This is a genomic window from Rhodoluna sp. (assembly GCF_024639375.1).
GTDB lineage: Bacteria > Actinomycetota > Actinomycetes > Actinomycetales > Microbacteriaceae > Rhodoluna.
Map to the genome: position 1 here is coordinate 39007 of NZ_JAHEIM010000013.1, position 15124 is coordinate 54130.

Here is a 15124-nt window from a genome sequence, read left to right on the forward strand (position 1 = left end):
GGGCCTTGGTATCCTTGAGGCGATGAAAAATCCCCAAATTCTTGATGCCCTGGTCAAAACCTATGACGTTCGTGGGCTGGTGGGCGAGGCCCTAACCCCCGAGGTGGTTTCAGCCTTGGCTGCGGGTTTTGTTGACGAGCTTGGCGCTGCCGGTCAAGACGTGATTGTTGGCCATGACATGCGCGATTCATCGCCAGAATTTGCCGATGCCTTTGCCTATGGCGCCCAGGCTCGTGGCGCAAATGTGGTTTCAATTGGCCTCTGCTCTACAGATGAGTCTTACTTCGCTTCAGGTGTGCTCGATGCCCCAGCCGCCATGTTCACGGCCAGCCACAACCCAGCCACCTATAACGGCATTAAGTTTTCTCGAGCAGGTGCCCGAGGCATCAGCCTCGACACCGGCCTTGCCGCAATTCGCGACCGTGCCAAGAAGTACCTAGCAGATGGCATTGACGAAGTAGAGCAGCCTGGTTCGTTCCGCGATCTTCACATCTTGGTTCAATACGCCAGCTACCTTCGCGAACTTGTGGCGCTTGATTCAATTCGCCCATTGCGAGTTGTAGTTGACGCCGGCAACGGAATGGGTGGCATGACTGTGCCTGCCGTGCTTGGTCACGCCAACGACCTAGAGCAACTGCCGCTCGAAATCATCCCGATGTATTTTGAGCTTGACGGCACGTTTCCGAACCACGAGGCAAACCCTCTTGACCCAAAAAACCTAATTGACCTTCAGCGTGCGGTAATTGAGCACAAGGCCGACATCGGTCTTGCATTTGATGGTGACGCCGACCGTTGTTTTGTGATCGACGAAAACGGCGACGCGGTAACCCCATCAGCTGTGGCGGCAATTGTGGCTCGTCGCGAAATTGCTCGCGAGCGCAACAACAACCCCGGTGCGCCGATTACTGTGTTGCACAACTTGCTGACTTCACGAGTAGTAGAAGAAGTTATTGCCGAGGATGGCGCTCGCGCCGTAAAGACCAAGGTTGGCCACTCGCTAATCAAAGACCAGATGGCAGCAACCAATGCCATCTTTGGTGGCGAACACTCAGCGCACTATTACTTCAGAGATTTCTGGGGAGCGGACAACGGCATGCTTGCTGCGATGCACGTGCTTGCCGAGTTTGGTTCTCAAGAATTACCACTTTCGCAATTTGCTAAAAAGTACAATCCTTATTTTTTGAGCGGCGAGATTAACTCGACCGTTTCAGACGTCGCAGCCGCCAAAGCTCGCGTGCAGTCTGCCTTTGCAGATCGCGCAGACTTTGACGAATTCGATGGCATCACAGCAACAAATAACCAAGAGCTAGGCAAGCCTGCCGAAGCCGGGTCGTGGTGGTGGTTCAACGTGCGTGCATCAAACACAGAACCACTGTTGCGTCTCAACGTCGAAGCTTCATCCGAAGCCAAGATGATTCAGATTCGCGATGAAGTGTTAAACCTCATTCAGCAGAAGGGCTAAAAATGTCTCAGACTCTAACCACTTTTGATTTCAAAGTTGCCGACCTTGCTTTGGCAGAAGCCGGTCGTCACCAAATTCGTTTGGCCGAAAACGAGATGCCTGGCCTAATGGCATTGCGCGCCGAATTCTCTGCCGCCCAGCCGCTAAAGGGTGCCCGCGTTGCTGGTTCGTTGCACATGACAGTGCAAACCGCAGTATTGATTGAAACCTTGGTTGCCCTTGGTGCGCAGGTGCGCTGGGCTTCTTGCAATATTTTTTCTACTCAGGATGAAGCGGCCGCGGCTGTAGTGGTTGGCCTAAACGGTTCGCCAGCCGAGCCAAAGGGCACCCCAGTTTTCGCTTGGAAGGGCGAATCGCTCGAGGAGTACTGGTGGTGCACTGACCGCATCTTCGACTGGTCTGCAGAAGCAGCAGCAGAGGGCGCAAACTACGTTGGCCCAAATATGATTTTGGATGACGGCGGAGATGCAACGCTTTTGGTGCACAAGGGTGCCGAATTTGAAGCGGCCGGTTCTGTGCCACCAACTGCTGTCGACGACAGCCACGAATATTCAGTGATTCTTGATTTGCTGCGCGGCAGCATTGCAAGCACACCTGATCGCTTCACCAAAATTGCTCGCGAGATTATTGGCGTGACCGAAGAAACCACCACAGGTGTTCACCGCCTTTATGAATTCCACAAGCGCGGAGAGTTGTTGTTTCCGGCAATCAACGTGAACGACTCGGTTACCAAATCTAAGTTCGACAACAAATATGGAATTCGCCACTCGCTTCCAGACGGCATCAACCGCGCAACCGATGTTTTGATTGGCGGCAAGGTTTGCTTCGTTGCAGGCTATGGCGATGTTGGCAAGGGCTCGGCCGAAGCACTTCGCGGCCAAGGCGCTCGAGTAATCGTTAGCGAAATCGACCCAATCTGTGCTTTGCAAGCTGCTATGGATGGCTACCAGGTTGCCACTCTTGAATCGGTAATTGCTGAAGTAGACATCTTTGTAACTGCAACCGGCAACACCGGCATCATCAAGCCTGAGCACCTGTTGCAGATGAAGCACCTTGCCGTAGTAGCCAACGTCGGTCACTTCGACGACGAAATTGACATGGCGGGCATCAACCGCATCCCGGGCATTGAAAAGGTTGAAATCAAACCTCAGGTTCACGAATGGCGTTTGCCAAATGGTCGTTCAGTCTTGATTCTGAGCGAGGGTCGCCTAATGAACCTGGGTAACGCCACCGGCCACCCAAGCTTTGTAATGAGCAACTCATTTAGCAACCAGGTATTGGCGCAGATTGAACTGTTTTCGAAGCCTGAACAATACGAGCTGGGTGTGCACATCCTGCCAAAGTCTCTCGATGAGAAGGTAGCGCGTTTGCACCTAGACGCACTTGGTGTTGAATTGACTAAGTTGTCTTCTGACCAAGCTAGGTACATCGGCGTGTCTGTTGATGGTCCTTTCAAGGTCGACCACTACCGCTACTAGAAGCAACACGGAAACAGGGGAAATTCATGGCGCACAAGATTTTGCTAATCGATGACGAGAGCTCGATTAGAGAAATGGTTGGCATCATTCTTGAAGCCGAGGGCTTTGAGGTTGCCTATCACGATGCCGGAACCGGCGCCGTTGAGGTTTTTCAAACCACTCAACCAGATCTAGTGCTGCTAGACGTGATGTTGCCTGGCAAGGACGGCATTGAAGTTTGCGGTGAGATTCGCGCAATTTCTGGCACTCCAATCATCATGCTCACCGCTAAAACAGAGAGCGACGATGTTGTGCGTGGCCTCGAGGCCGGCGCAGATGACTACGTTGTGAAGCCTTTCGACCCAGTAGTTTTAATTGCTCGCATCAAGGCACGCCTACGCCCAATCGCATCTGCCAGCGAAGAAAAAGTTGAGATTGGCCCGTTGACCGTAGACATCGTTGGCCACGAAGTTCGTCGTGGCGCCGAAAAGCTTCCGCTGACTCCACTTGAGTTCAACCTGTTGCTAACTTTGGCGCTAAAACCAAAGCAGGTTTTCACCCGCGAGATGCTACTTGAGACCGTTTGGGGTTACCACTACAAAGCCGACACCCGATTGGTGAACGTTCATGTTCAGCGCTTGCGTTCAAAAATCGAGGACGATCCAGACAACCCTCAAATTGTGACCACCGTTCGCGGCATTGGTTATAAGGCTGGCCAGAACTAAGTGAAGGTTCGCGCCGCCTTTGAATGGGCGCTCGGATTATTCCGGCGCTCGCTTCAGGTGCGTGCAGTTTTCACTACCGTTGCGCTTGGCACTATCGCCTTCGTGGTGGTTGGTGGTTTTCTTTCTTACTCAATTGGTAACGGTCTTTTTAACACTCGACTAAATCAGATTCTTGCCGAGTCTGAACGCGGCGTTGTAGAGGTTCAAAACACATTTTCGGCATCTGCGGTTACCGATGAAATCACTTTGCAAACTTTGCTTAACTCCGTGATTCCAACGCTTGAATCCACTGACACTTCGGGTTCCCGCAAAGTTGCAATGTTGCGCACCCCAGAACAAGGCTCAAATCTAATTTTGCAGAGCCCAATCTCAGCAGACCTTGACGTCGGCATAATCCCGGTGGATTTCAAACATCGTGTTCGAGCCGCAGCAAATAACCTGATTTACCAGTCAATTGGAATTCCAATGATTGATGGATCTGTGCACCCTGGCATCGTGGTCGGCTCACCGCTGGAAATTCCAATCGCTGGAAAATATGAGCTTTATCTTGTTTTTGATTTGCAGCGCGAGCAGCAAACTCTTGACTTCATGCAAAACACTCTTGCGGTGGGCGGCCTAGTTCTTATTTTGCTGATTGGTGCGGTGAGTTTCTTCGTGACCAACTGGTTGGTAAAACCGGTGAAGGTGGCCGCCGATGTATCAGAGCAAATTGCCGAAGGTGCGCTTGATCGAAGATTGACTGAGCGCGGCCAAGACGTTATTGCGACTTTGGCCAGATCCTTCAACCGCATGGCTGATTCACTGCAGACCCAAATTACAAAACTGGCTTCGGTTTCAAAAATGCAGCAGCGCTTTGTGTCAGACGTTAGCCACGAACTGCGCACACCACTCACCACCATCAAGCTTGCCGGCGATGTGATTTTTGCTAGTCGCGAAAAGCTGGAACCGGCCGCAAAACGATCGGCCGAGTTGATGCACGATCAAATCATTCGATTTGAAGTTTTGCTCAACGACCTGCTCGAAATTTCACGCTATGACGCGGGTGCGGTTGCGGCCGAATTTGAAATGCAAGACCTGAATGGCGTTGTTGGCATGGCCATTGCAGGCCTCGAGCCATTAGCGGTGAGCAAAGGATCTCAAATTCTGGTTGAAATTGGCAGTGGTGAAGTTGAGGCCGAAATTGATGCCAAACGCATTGAGCGCCTAATTAGAAACCTGTTGGCCAACGCAATCGAACACGGTGAGGGCAAGCCAATTCGGGTGGCGGTTGGTGCTGATGAACATGCGGTTGCCATCAGTGTTACCGATAACGGTGTTGGCATGACTCGTGCCGAGGTTGATCGAGTCTTTGACCGCTTCTGGCGCGCAGACCCGGCTAGAAAGCGCACCACTGGCGGAACCGGCCTTGGTTTGGCGATTTCACTCGAAGACGCTCACCTGCACAACGGTTGGCTGCAGGTTTGGGCAAAGCCGCATGAAGGCGCATCCTTCAGATTGACTTTGCCAAGGCGTCAGGGGGCTGTATTCACACAGTCTCCATTGCCTTTGCCGCCTAAGCCGCTCAAGAAGGGCAAGCAAGATGCCTAAATTTCTAAAAACCTGGATTGCGATAATTGCAACCCTGTTGCTGGCATCAACCACCGGCTGCGCGCAATTGCCTCGAGATGGCCAAATTCAAATTGGCCCAGACCTTCAATCAGGCTTAGAGAGTGATTACCTTTACTACTCACCGGGCAGCCCAGTTGCTGGTTCAACTCCGGATGAAATTTTGGCGGGATTTCTAAATGCCGGAACCGGTCCGCAAAATGACTACGCCACCGCTCGTGAATATTTGAGTTCTGATCTCAAAGCCAACTGGGTGCCAAACAAAAATGTGTTGATTCAAGAGGGCCGACCAGAGATCACCTTTGATAACGCCTACGGCGCAACCGTGAAGTTAAAAGTCAAGGCAGAGGTCGATGCCCAAGGGCAATACACGCAATTACCAAATGGCACCACTCGAGAACTTCACTATAAACTCGCGCTTGAGGCCGACGAGTGGCGCATCGCGAGCGCACCAGATCTAACCATGGTCATTCAGCCGGTGTTTGATGTTATTTTCCACGGCTACTCGTTGTATTTCTTCGACAACCAATTCCAACATCTAGTGCCCGACCTGAGATGGTTTCCATCCCGAGCCTCTACGAGCACTCGACTCATTGCGGCGTTGCTAGATGGGCCGTCAAGCTGGCTTCGACCAGGTGTGAAAACTGCAATTCCAAGTGGAACGAAACTTTCACTTAGTGCGGTTGCAGTGGCAAATGGTGTTGCCACCGTGGACCTTTCAAATACGGCCCTGCAAGCTTCTGCCAGCGAACGCAAATTTATGATGGCGCAAATAACTGAGACTCTGATGCAACTGAGCAATGTGCTTTCGGTGCAACTGCTGATTGAACGAGCACCGCAAGACATCCTCGCCTTCACCAACCCAAATAGATTTGGATTCGCCAATCAGCCAGTGATATTGCAAAACAGCAACTTGATTGAGCTCAGCGGCAGCAACTCCATGGCCCTGAGTGAATTTAACACTCCGATGAAAGCAATAAGCCCATCCGACTTTGCCATCACTTCAGATCGCAAACGTGCTGTGTTCTTAAATGGGCTTGGCCTTTATGCCTACAACACATCCCGAGTTGGAACCGCGCCGCAATTGCTGCTCAAAGCCAAGCGCTTGCTGGCGCCAATCATTGACTCTTCTGGCTTTATTTGGGCGGTGCCAAAAGACAAAGACCAGCCGGTTTCGGTTTTCAACGCCAATGGTGAACCGGTGGGTTTCTACAGCGGTTGGCTTAATGGCCGCTCGCGAGCCGGCTTCTCATTGAGCCCAGAGGGTTCGCGTGTCATTCTTACCAGTGCTGGCGGTTCGGTTTATGCGGCAGTGGTTATTCGCGATAAAAACGGAGTGCCAATTGGCCTCGGTGATGCCATTGAGCCGTTCTTGAACGGAAAATCGATTCGCAAAGCGGTTTGGCTGAAGGATTCCACGGTTGCGATGCTGCACGATGACGGAAACAACATGGTCACTCCGATAATCGCGACTCTCGGCGGTGCGAGCTTTGAATTGCCAGCTGTTGCAGGCGCGACCAATATTGCAAGCACGAGCAGCGTGAATGGTTTCTACGTGCATACGATTGATGGAGAACTTTACTTCTATAGAAATTCATCATGGATGCCACTTAGGGAAGACGTTGTTGCCATTCACGTTTCTAGTGACTAGTTTTCAACAACTTTTTGTCATCGGACTTTATGGGGTAATACCAACGTCAAAATTGGCGAATGGAACTGCTCGATTTATTGCTGCCGAGTGGTTGTGCCTTGTGCGGTTTGAGCGGGCCGCCGATCTGTCGAAACTGCGAAAATAATTTCAGCGCCCGAGATTTTGATATTCGCCGCAAAACTCTCAGCGGGTTTGCCGCTACTTCTTATTCCGAAGAAGCCGCCAAACTTATTTTCGAGTTTAAAGAGCGCGGACAAACTTCCTTGGCAAAATATTTTGCATCGCTAATTGCACCGCGGCTGACAAGCCTGAAGCAAATTAATGCAATTTTGGTTCCTGTGCCGAGTGGAAAGCGAACCACTGCCACTCGGGGTTTTCAACCAGCACAGGTGATAGCCCGCCAATTGAGCAAGCAATGTGGCCTAGCAAATTTCAGTGCCATTAAACCCGTCGCAGAAATTGCCGACCAAGCCGCTCTCACGCGAGAGCAGCGTGCCACCAACGTGATGCACAGCATGCAAGCAAGCGAAGCCATCCGAGGCAAATCAGTGATTTTGGTGGATGACATAGTCACGACCGGTGCCACCCTGAACGAGGCGGCTCGAGCTGTGACCCAAGCCGGCGGGCTGCCAATCTTTTTTGTAACTTTTGCCGAGACAATTCGCAAAATTGGCAACGGGTTTGCAAATTAAGGAGTACCTTTCAGTACACAGGCAAAGTAGCCTGCAGACGGAGGTCATCATGGAAGTCAAAATCACAGCCCGAAACCTCGCGGTATCAGACCGCTTTCGCCAATATGTTGCCGATCGCACGCACAAGGTTGAACAGCTAGCCCACAAAGTAGAGTCCCTTCAAATTAAGGTGACCCGACATGACCACAGCAAATCTGCCGGAATCGAAGATCAGGTAGAGCTAACCGTTTATGAACCAGGCAACATTGTTCGCGCCGAGGCCCAAGCCGGCGACAAGTTTGCCGCCTTCGACATTGCCCTTGGCAAGCTCTCAGAGCGTCTTCGCCGGGCAGCCGACCGCCGCAAGGTGCACCATGGCCGTCACGGCTCAGTGGGCACCAGCGAGCTGACCGCTAATGATTTTGCCAAGCTCGACATTCATGCCGTTGATGGCGATGTGCTGCTAGGCAAGGCAAAAGCCGGTGAAGTTGCCTCGGATGAGGCTGCCGCCACCGACCTGGGCGAAAGCCCTGTGGTTATTCGCCGCAAGGAGTTTGCCGATCAGATAATGACCGTGGACGACGCGCTTTACAACATGGAGCTAATTGGGCACGATTTCTACCTATTTCACGACTCAGAGACCGATAAAGCCAGCGTGGTTTACCGCCGCAAGGGTTGGAATTATGGAGTAATTACGCTCGCTTAGAGTTTGCTGGCAAACCCAGCGATAGAAGCCTCGGCCCTTATGGGTCGGGGCTTCTAGCCTAAGATTGAACAAGTCCCAATCAACGGTCTGGAGCACAATCTTGGCATCAATCATCGACAAAATCCTGCGCGCTGGCGAAGGCCGAATTCTGGCCAAGCTTCGCAATTATGCCGACGCAGTGAACCACCTTGAAGAGGACTTCGCTCGATTGACCGACGATGAACTTCGCAACGAGACCACGGTTCTGCGTGAGCGTTATGCTGCCGGCGAGAGCCTAGATGACTTGCTTCCAGAGGCCTTTGCTGCCGTTCGCGAAGCTTCAAAGCGAACCCTCGGATTGCGCCACTTTGATGTTCAGTTGATGGGTGGTGCAGCTCTGCACCTTGGCAACATCGCAGAAATGCGCACCGGTGAAGGTAAGACCCTTGTGGCAACCCTTCCGGCATACCTAAATGCAATTGCTGGCCGCGGTGTGCACGTGGTTACCGTTAACGACTTTTTGGCTGGCTACCAGAGCGACCTAATGGGTCGCGTGTTCCGTGCCCTTGGCATGACCACCGGTTGCATCATTTCTGGTCAAGACCCTGCCGAGCGACGCGAGCAGTATCTTGCCGACATTACTTATGGAACCAACAACGAGTTTGGTTTTGACTACCTGCGCGACAACATGGCATGGCAGCAGGCCGACATGGTTCAGCGCGGTCACTTCTTCGCAGTTGTCGACGAGGTTGACTCGATTCTGATCGACGAGGCTCGCACGCCTCTGATCATCTCGGGTCCGTCATCCGGAGAAGCCAACCGCTGGTTCACCGAGTTCGCCAAGATTGCTGAGAAACTTCAGCCAGTCATTGACTACGAAGTTGACGAGAAGAAGCGCACCATTGGAATTCTTGAGCCTGGCATCGAAAAGGTTGAAGACTACCTCGGCATTGGCAACTTGTATGAGTCGGCCAACACCCCGCTGATTTCATTCTTGAACAACTCGATTCGCGCGAAGGCTCTGTTCAAGCGCGACAAAGACTACGTTGTGATGAACGGCGAAGTTCTAATCGTGGATGAGCACACCGGTCGTATTCTTGCCGGCCGCCGCTACAACGAGGGTATTCACCAGGCAATTGAAGCTAAAGAAGGCGTTGAGGTTAAGGCCGAGAACCAAACTCTGGCAACTGTAACCCTGCAGAACTACTTCCGTCTTTACAAGAAGCTTTCGGGCATGACCGGTACCGCTGAAACCGAAGCGGGCGAATTCATGAGCACCTACAAGTTGGGTGTTGTGCCGATTCCAACCAACAAGCCGATGATTCGTATCGACCAAGCAGACCTGATTTACAAGAACGAAGAAATCAAGTTCAACATGGTTGTCGTTGACATCGCTGAGCGTCACGCCAAGGGTCAGCCAGTTTTGGTTGGTACCACCAGCGTTGAGAAGAGCGAGTACCTTTCAAAACTTTTGGCTAAGGCAGGAGTTCGTCACGAAGTGCTGAACGCCAAGAACCACGCTCGCGAAGCAGCAATTGTTGCGCAGGCTGGTCGCCTGGGTGCCGTCACCGTGGCAACCAACATGGCTGGTCGAGGCACCGACGTGATGCTTGGTGGAAACGCCGAGTTCCTAACCGTTGATGCTTTGAACAAGCGTGGCTTGAACGCCGAAGAAACCCCAGAAGAATATGAAGCGGCTTGGGCAACCGAGTTTGCCAACATCAAGCAGGGCGTTGCAGAAGAAGCCGACAAGGTTCTTGAGGTTGGCGGACTCTACGTTTTGGGCACCGAGCGCCATGAATCTCGCCGCATCGACAACCAGTTGCGTGGTCGTGCCGGCCGCCAGGGCGACAAGGGTGAGTCTCGTTTCTACCTATCGCTAACCGACGACCTAATGCGTCTGTTCAACTCAGGTGCTGCTAGCTCGCTGATGAACCGCGCAAGTGTGCCAGACGACACAGCAATCGAGTCAAAGCTAGTTAGCCGTGCGATTGCTTCGGCGCAGTCACAGGTTGAAGGCCGCAACGCCGAGATTCGCAAGAACGTGCTGAAGTATGACGATGTGCTTAACCGCCAGCGTGAGGCAATTTACAGCGACCGTCGCCACATTCTTGAGGGCGATGACATCGCGGCTCGCGTGGATGGCTTCTTGGCTGATGCGATTGGCGCAATTGTTGACGGTCACATCTCAGACCACGCTGGTTCTGACTGGGATCTCGAAGCACTTTGGGCAGAGCTCAAGGCAATCTACCCGGTTGGTCTAGAGATTCAAGAAGTTTTGGCAGAAGCGGGCAACCGTTCTCGTCTAACTAAGGATTGGCTGACCAAGGAACTAGTTAGTGACGCTCGCGTTGCCTACGCTGCGCGCACCGAGAAGATCGGTGAGTCGGCAATGCGCGAGCTAGAGCGTCGCGTTGTGCTGTCAGTGGTTGACCGCAAGTGGCGTGACCACCTTTATGAGATGGATTACCTGAAAGAGGGAATTGGTCTTCGTGCCATGGCACAGCGTGACCCGTTGGTTGAATACCAGCGTGAGGGCTACGTGATGTTCCAGCAGATGATGGGCGCGATTAAGGAAGAAGCGGTTGGCTTCATGTTCAACATCGAAGTTGAGGTGACCCCGTCACAGCCAACTATCGACCAGTCTCAGTTGACTTACACCGCTCCTAACGAAGATGGCGCTGCCGAAGTGCACAGTGGCTCTGAGCTGCGTGCCCCGAAGCAGCCACCAGCAGCACCGGCTCAGCAAAAGCCTGAGCAAGGTGAAGCTGGTAGCTCTTTCTTCAAGTCTTAGATATATCGAACCGAGGTCGCTCGCCATCTATGGTTAATACCTTCGAGCCGAATGGCCACGGCTTGAAGTCGGTTTGCCACGCTAACCAAAGCTACTGATTCAACCACTCCATCGCGGGGCGATGATTTCATTAGATTCCTAAAAGTGCACGAGATGTATTTCGCTTTTTGACCGGCCTTGGTTCTTTGGCGCTGCTCTTTGGCCACTTCGTATTGCAATTGCATATATGCATCTTCGGTCAAGTCGCGGCTTAGTTGTTCGGCGGAACGCATGCCTTTGATAACTTCGATAACCCCGGTGGCAATTACCTTGATTCGCGACTCAGGGTCGGGCAATTCTGAAGTGCTGTTGTATTGCTGACCGAAAAATTCTTCAGATTCAAGTGGATTGATAACTGTGTGCTTGCGCTGTTTTGCTGCGCTGGTCTGGTTTGTAGCTTTTGTTGCCTTTTCCATAATTCCCCCGAGCGACTGTTCGTACAAACACGTTTGTGTCCATTTGTGAATATATTTGGAAAATGATTTTGTAAACAAGAGCAATTATCAAAATGTGGATAACTATTTACCGGAAATTAAACATTCATCAAAATGCCGTTATGAATTTTGAAAATCTGTTTGAAGATCTTGAAGCACAGTTTGCAAATGCGCACATGTCGAACGCATCGATTTCGAATTTTGATTCAACAAACTTGGTGATTGTGAAAACTGCAAATAGCCTGCAGCGTGAATTAATTGCACCAATAATTGCCACGGATTTTGTTGCCGGACTAGACCTGCTGGTGCCAATTTGGCATGTGATGCCATTTCATGCAGTGCGCAACATAAGGTTCGTCCATGAATTAACCGAAGACTTACCAAAAGTGCGCCAGTTGAACAAAACTCTCGTTGAGTTTTTAGGTGCAACACCCATGCCAAACCCAGCAAAATGGCGGGTTCTAGGCGCTATTGAGCACCAACGAGCGGGTCAAATAGTTGGCTTGGTTGGCAATCTAATTTGCCTGGTTGACCCATCCGAAGGTGGCCTTGTAGCCGTGCCCATCCAAAGCATTCAAGAACTATCGATTGAATCTGTGGATAAGTTAAATGGCGATTTTTGATTCGTCTGCAAAATCAAGGCATGCAAATAACAAGAAAACTTCTTTCACCACAGCGCAAGAGATTTCAAAAGCTTTTGCTTGCTACATTTTTGATTTTGGTTTCCATGCTCGCAGTAGTTTTTGTAATTCAAACGAATAACAAAACCGAAGAATATTTAATTGCTGCTGAAGACTTACCCGCTGGCAGCACGCTAGCAAACTCGCAAGCAAATTTGATTGCGGTGAATCTTGGCTCAAGCAATTCCATGTACCTTCGTTCGGGCGAGTTGCCAGTGGGTTCATATTTGCTTGGCCCAATTCGCGCAGGGCAGCTCATTCCACGAAGCATGTTGGCAAGTGCTGTAATTGATTCTCGAGTTCCAGTCGTAGTCGAGTCTGAGATGGATCTTCCAACAGGGCTAGTGGGTGGAGCATCGGTGGATGTGTGGGTCACCCCGTTAGATGCAGAGAATAATTTTGGCGAGCCCTTTGGATTAGTACTTGGCGCAGAGGTTGCCAAGGTGCTTGAAAAGAACACTATGTTTGCCGATTCAAAACCTGGAGTCGAGCTTTGGGTGCCAACCGAAGCAGTGGGGCCTATTTTGCAAGCAAAGGCTTCGGGGGCTTCAATCTCGTTAATCTTGAGACCAACATTTGCCGATGGCTAATGCGCGTTTGATCTCGGTGTGGAGCCCACCCGGTTCAGCAGGGCGCTCAACACTTGCTTTGGCAATCGCTGCTGAAATAGCCGAGGCCGATCATTCGGTCTTTCTGTTGGATGCCGACGTAGTTTCGCCTTCGCTGGATTTGATGCTGGGCCTAACCGATCACCCAGCCGGAATTGCCGCCGCCTGTCGCTTAGTGAGTGCCGAGCGTTTTGATCTTGAGCAATTACTTCGGTTGAGCGTCACTTATTCAACGGGAACCAGGAACCTCACCTTGATGACCGGCCTCAGCACGCCATCGCGTTGGCCTGAACTCACCACCGATCGAGTTGAACAAGTGTTGCTGGTGGCGAGTGCACATTTTGATTTCATTGTTTGTGATCTAGCGAGCCCGCTGGAAGTTGGGCTGCGACATTTTCAAACCGGTTTGGAGCGAAATGCGCTGACTCGCTGGCTGGCCAGCAGCGCTAACGAATTGATAACTGTTGTGAACGCCGACCCGATTGGCGTTCATCGATATCTGGCCCAGCTAGAAAATCTTCAGTCTCTCAAGATCGACGGGCAACAGCACATTTTGGTAAATCGTTTGCGCAACACCGTGCTTGGCAATTCGGCCAAACAGCAGATCGCCGAGACGCTTTCCCGGTTGGCCCAGGCCTCTGTTTCTGGCTACATTCCAGATGATCCGATAGCTGCCGATTTGGCCCTGCGCGATTCAATGCCATTGAGTCTGGCGAAGCGCAGTTCCTCGGCGAGGCAGGCCATCGCGCTGTTTGTGCGCAACCAAATTTTGGCTGAGCGCAGTGACCTTGATAGGCGCGTGGCTAAACTCATTTAGGTGTCAACACTCAGTGAGCTAATCAGAAGCAAAGGTCGGGCGGTCAGCGCCGACATTGAGTGGCTGCACCTTCTAATTAGCGATTGGCAATTGGTTGCCGACCTAGTGTTCGCCGACTTAGTGCTTTGGGTGCCAACCAAAGAAGGTGGTTTTGTTGCCGGCGGCCACGCCCGCCCATCAAGTGCAGCCACAATCTTCTACCGCGACATCTTTGGCGAAGAAATTCGCAAAGAATGGCTTGCCCCGGTACACGAAGCTTTCACCACCGGCAAGGCCGTTGATGTAAATGTGCAAAGTTCCGATGGAATCAAAACTCGGCTCAGCGCTATTCCGGTGCGTCGTCGATTGTCGACCAAGTCGGATGAGGCCACCGAACATCCAATTGCGGTCATAACTCGGCACACCAACCTATCCGAAGCAAAAGCACCAAACCGTTTGCAACTTAACTACCTTGGCTGCGGAAACGACTTGCTGGCTATGGTTGCCGATGGCGCCTACCCAGATTTCAGCAACCCAACCGGCCCACGTCGCGGTGCACCGCGTGCCAACGACGGATTGTTGCGACTCGATGTCGATGGCAATGTCACCTTTGCGAGCCCCAACGGGTTGTCGGCGTTTAACCGCCTTGGCATTTTGGGTGAGCTCGAGGGCAAGTCGCTGGCAACAGCCGCAACCCCGGTGCTTAAGGGTCGAAACGTTGATGAGTCGCTGCCACTGGTGCTGACCGGCCGCGCACCTTGGCGAACCGACATGGAGTCACGCAACGTGACGCTGACTGTGCGAGCGATTCCACTCAAGTCACACGATGAACGAATCGGTGCGATCGTGCTGTGCCGTGACGTGACTGAGTTGCGCCGACAAGAGCGTGAGCTAATCACTAAGGATGCGACCATCCGCGAGATTCACCACCGAGTGAAAAACAATTTGCAAACAGTGGCAAGTTTGTTGCGCATGCAGGCACGTCGTTCAAAGAGCGAAGAAGTTAAAGAAAACCTTGACCAAGCGATGCGTCGCGTTTCGGCAATTGCGTTGGTGCACGACACCCTTTCTGAGGGGCTGGCTCAGGATGTTAACTTCGATGAGGTCTTCGACCGAATTTTGATGTTGGCTGCCGAGGTTGCCTCAAGCATGAACACCTCGATCAAGACTTTGATGGATGGCCGGTTTGGTCAGCTGCGAAGTGAGATTGCAACACCATTGGCGGTGGCGCTAACCGAGATTATTACCAATGCGGTGGAACACGGATTGGCAGATCGCAGCGGTGTGGTTGCCGTCAACGCCGAGCGCAAGCAAAAGCAACTTTTGATCACCGTCTCGGATAACGGCAAGGGTTTGCCCGATGGCCAAGTTGGCAGCGGTCTTGGCACGCAAATTATTCGCACCCTGATTGAGGGTGAGCTTCGCGGATCGATTCACTGGTCGTCACCGCACGAGGGTGGCGCAAGAGTTGCCATTTCAATACCTCTGTAAGTTTGAGCACAAAAAAGACCCGTCCG

The 15124-nt window shown here is 52.0% G+C and carries 13 protein-coding genes; 12 read left to right on the forward strand and 1 reads right to left on the reverse strand.

Translation table 11 applies throughout. The features are described 5' to 3' along the window. Positions 1-22: 22 nt before the first annotated feature. The 8 genes from Q0L28_RS05655 (at position 23) to secA (ending at position 11050) form a co-directional block, all read left to right on the forward strand. Positions 23-1462, forward strand: coding sequence for a phosphomannomutase/phosphoglucomutase (locus Q0L28_RS05655; protein WP_296632779.1), 1440 nt, complete (start codon positions 23-25; stop codon positions 1460-1462). A 2-nt stretch (positions 1463-1464) separates the two neighbouring features. Then, positions 1465-2940: an adenosylhomocysteinase gene (ahcY, locus tag Q0L28_RS05660; RefSeq protein WP_296632781.1), complete on the forward strand. Its 1476-nt coding sequence runs from the start codon at positions 1465-1467 to the stop codon at positions 2938-2940. Positions 2941-2966: 26 nt separating this feature from the next. Next, positions 2967-3644 carry an MtrAB system response regulator MtrA gene (gene mtrA, locus Q0L28_RS05665; protein ID WP_296632785.1) on the forward strand — a complete coding sequence of 226 codons (678 nt, stop codon included), beginning with the start codon at positions 2967-2969 and terminating at the stop codon, positions 3642-3644. After that, on the forward strand, positions 3645-5231 hold the full coding sequence (gene mtrB, locus Q0L28_RS05670) for an MtrAB system histidine kinase MtrB (RefSeq protein WP_296632788.1): 1587 nt from the start codon (positions 3645-3647) through the stop codon (positions 5229-5231). Continuing rightward, positions 5224-6900 (forward strand): LpqB family beta-propeller domain-containing protein, encoded by a 1677-nt coding sequence (locus Q0L28_RS05675; protein WP_296632791.1) that lies wholly within the window; start codon positions 5224-5226, stop codon positions 6898-6900. Before mtrB ends, Q0L28_RS05675 begins: the two co-directional genes overlap by 8 nt. Before the next feature lie 263 nt (positions 6901-7163). Further along, on the forward strand, positions 7164-7592 hold the full coding sequence (locus tag Q0L28_RS05680) for a phosphoribosyltransferase family protein (RefSeq protein ID WP_296632793.1): 429 nt from the start codon (positions 7164-7166) through the stop codon (positions 7590-7592). Positions 7593-7641: 49 nt separating this feature from the next. Beyond that, positions 7642-8277, forward strand: a complete 636-nt coding sequence (gene raiA / locus Q0L28_RS05685) for a ribosome-associated translation inhibitor RaiA (protein WP_296632795.1) — start codon at positions 7642-7644, stop codon at positions 8275-8277. A gap of 100 nt (positions 8278-8377) precedes the next feature. Beyond that, positions 8378-11050 (forward strand): preprotein translocase subunit SecA, encoded by a 2673-nt coding sequence (gene secA, locus Q0L28_RS05690; RefSeq protein WP_296632857.1) that lies wholly within the window; start codon positions 8378-8380, stop codon positions 11048-11050. Here secA and Q0L28_RS05695 read toward each other — a convergent pair. Next, the gene (locus tag Q0L28_RS05695) at positions 11047-11505 is read right to left on the reverse strand and encodes an Rv3235 family protein (protein WP_296632796.1); all 459 of its coding nucleotides are present in this window, start codon (positions 11503-11505) and stop codon (positions 11047-11049) included. The two genes, secA and Q0L28_RS05695, sit on opposite strands and share 4 nt — an antisense overlap. Before the next feature lie 140 nt (positions 11506-11645). Here Q0L28_RS05695 and Q0L28_RS05700 point away from each other — a divergent pair, with 140 nt between their 5' ends. The 4 genes from Q0L28_RS05700 to Q0L28_RS05715 are packed head-to-tail and all read left to right on the forward strand — an operon-like array spanning position 11646 to position 15098. Continuing rightward, entirely contained in the window at positions 11646-12146 is a 501-nt protein-coding gene (locus Q0L28_RS05700; protein ID WP_296632798.1) for a hypothetical protein, read from the forward strand. A 20-nt stretch (positions 12147-12166) separates the two neighbouring features. Continuing rightward, positions 12167-12793, forward strand: a complete 627-nt coding sequence (locus tag Q0L28_RS05705) for an SAF domain-containing protein (protein ID WP_296632800.1) — start codon at positions 12167-12169, stop codon at positions 12791-12793. Then, complete coding sequence (locus tag Q0L28_RS05710) at positions 12786-13628, forward strand: P-loop NTPase (protein ID WP_296632803.1); 843 nt, start codon at positions 12786-12788, stop codon at positions 13626-13628. Before Q0L28_RS05705 ends, Q0L28_RS05710 begins: the two co-directional genes overlap by 8 nt. Further along, entirely contained in the window at positions 13629-15098 is a 1470-nt protein-coding gene (locus tag Q0L28_RS05715; RefSeq protein ID WP_296632806.1) for a sensor histidine kinase, read from the forward strand. The last annotated feature ends 26 nt before the right edge of the window (positions 15099-15124 follow it).

Excerpts from the sequence above, each read along its gene's own strand:
- Q0L28_RS05695 (WP_296632796.1), bottom strand. The coding sequence starts at position 11,505 with ATGGAAAAGGCAACAAAAGCTACAAACCAGACCAGCGCAGCAAAACAG.
- Q0L28_RS05700 (WP_296632798.1), top strand. The coding sequence starts at position 11,646 with ATGAATTTTGAAAATCTGTTTGAAGATCTTGAAGCACAGTTTGCAAAT.
- Q0L28_RS05705 (WP_296632800.1), top strand. The coding sequence starts at position 12,167 with ATGCAAATAACAAGAAAACTTCTTTCACCACAGCGCAAGAGATTTCAA.
- raiA (WP_296632795.1), top strand. The coding sequence starts at position 7,642 with ATGGAAGTCAAAATCACAGCCCGAAACCTCGCGGTATCAGACCGCTTT.
- ahcY (WP_296632781.1), top strand. The coding sequence starts at position 1,465 with ATGTCTCAGACTCTAACCACTTTTGATTTCAAAGTTGCCGACCTTGCT.
- mtrA (WP_296632785.1), top strand. The coding sequence starts at position 2,967 with ATGGCGCACAAGATTTTGCTAATCGATGACGAGAGCTCGATTAGAGAA.
- Q0L28_RS05710 (WP_296632803.1), top strand. The coding sequence starts at position 12,786 with ATGGCTAATGCGCGTTTGATCTCGGTGTGGAGCCCACCCGGTTCAGCA.
- Q0L28_RS05655 (WP_296632779.1), top strand. The coding sequence starts at position 23 with ATGAAAAATCCCCAAATTCTTGATGCCCTGGTCAAAACCTATGACGTT.
- Q0L28_RS05675 (WP_296632791.1), top strand. The coding sequence starts at position 5,224 with ATGCCTAAATTTCTAAAAACCTGGATTGCGATAATTGCAACCCTGTTG.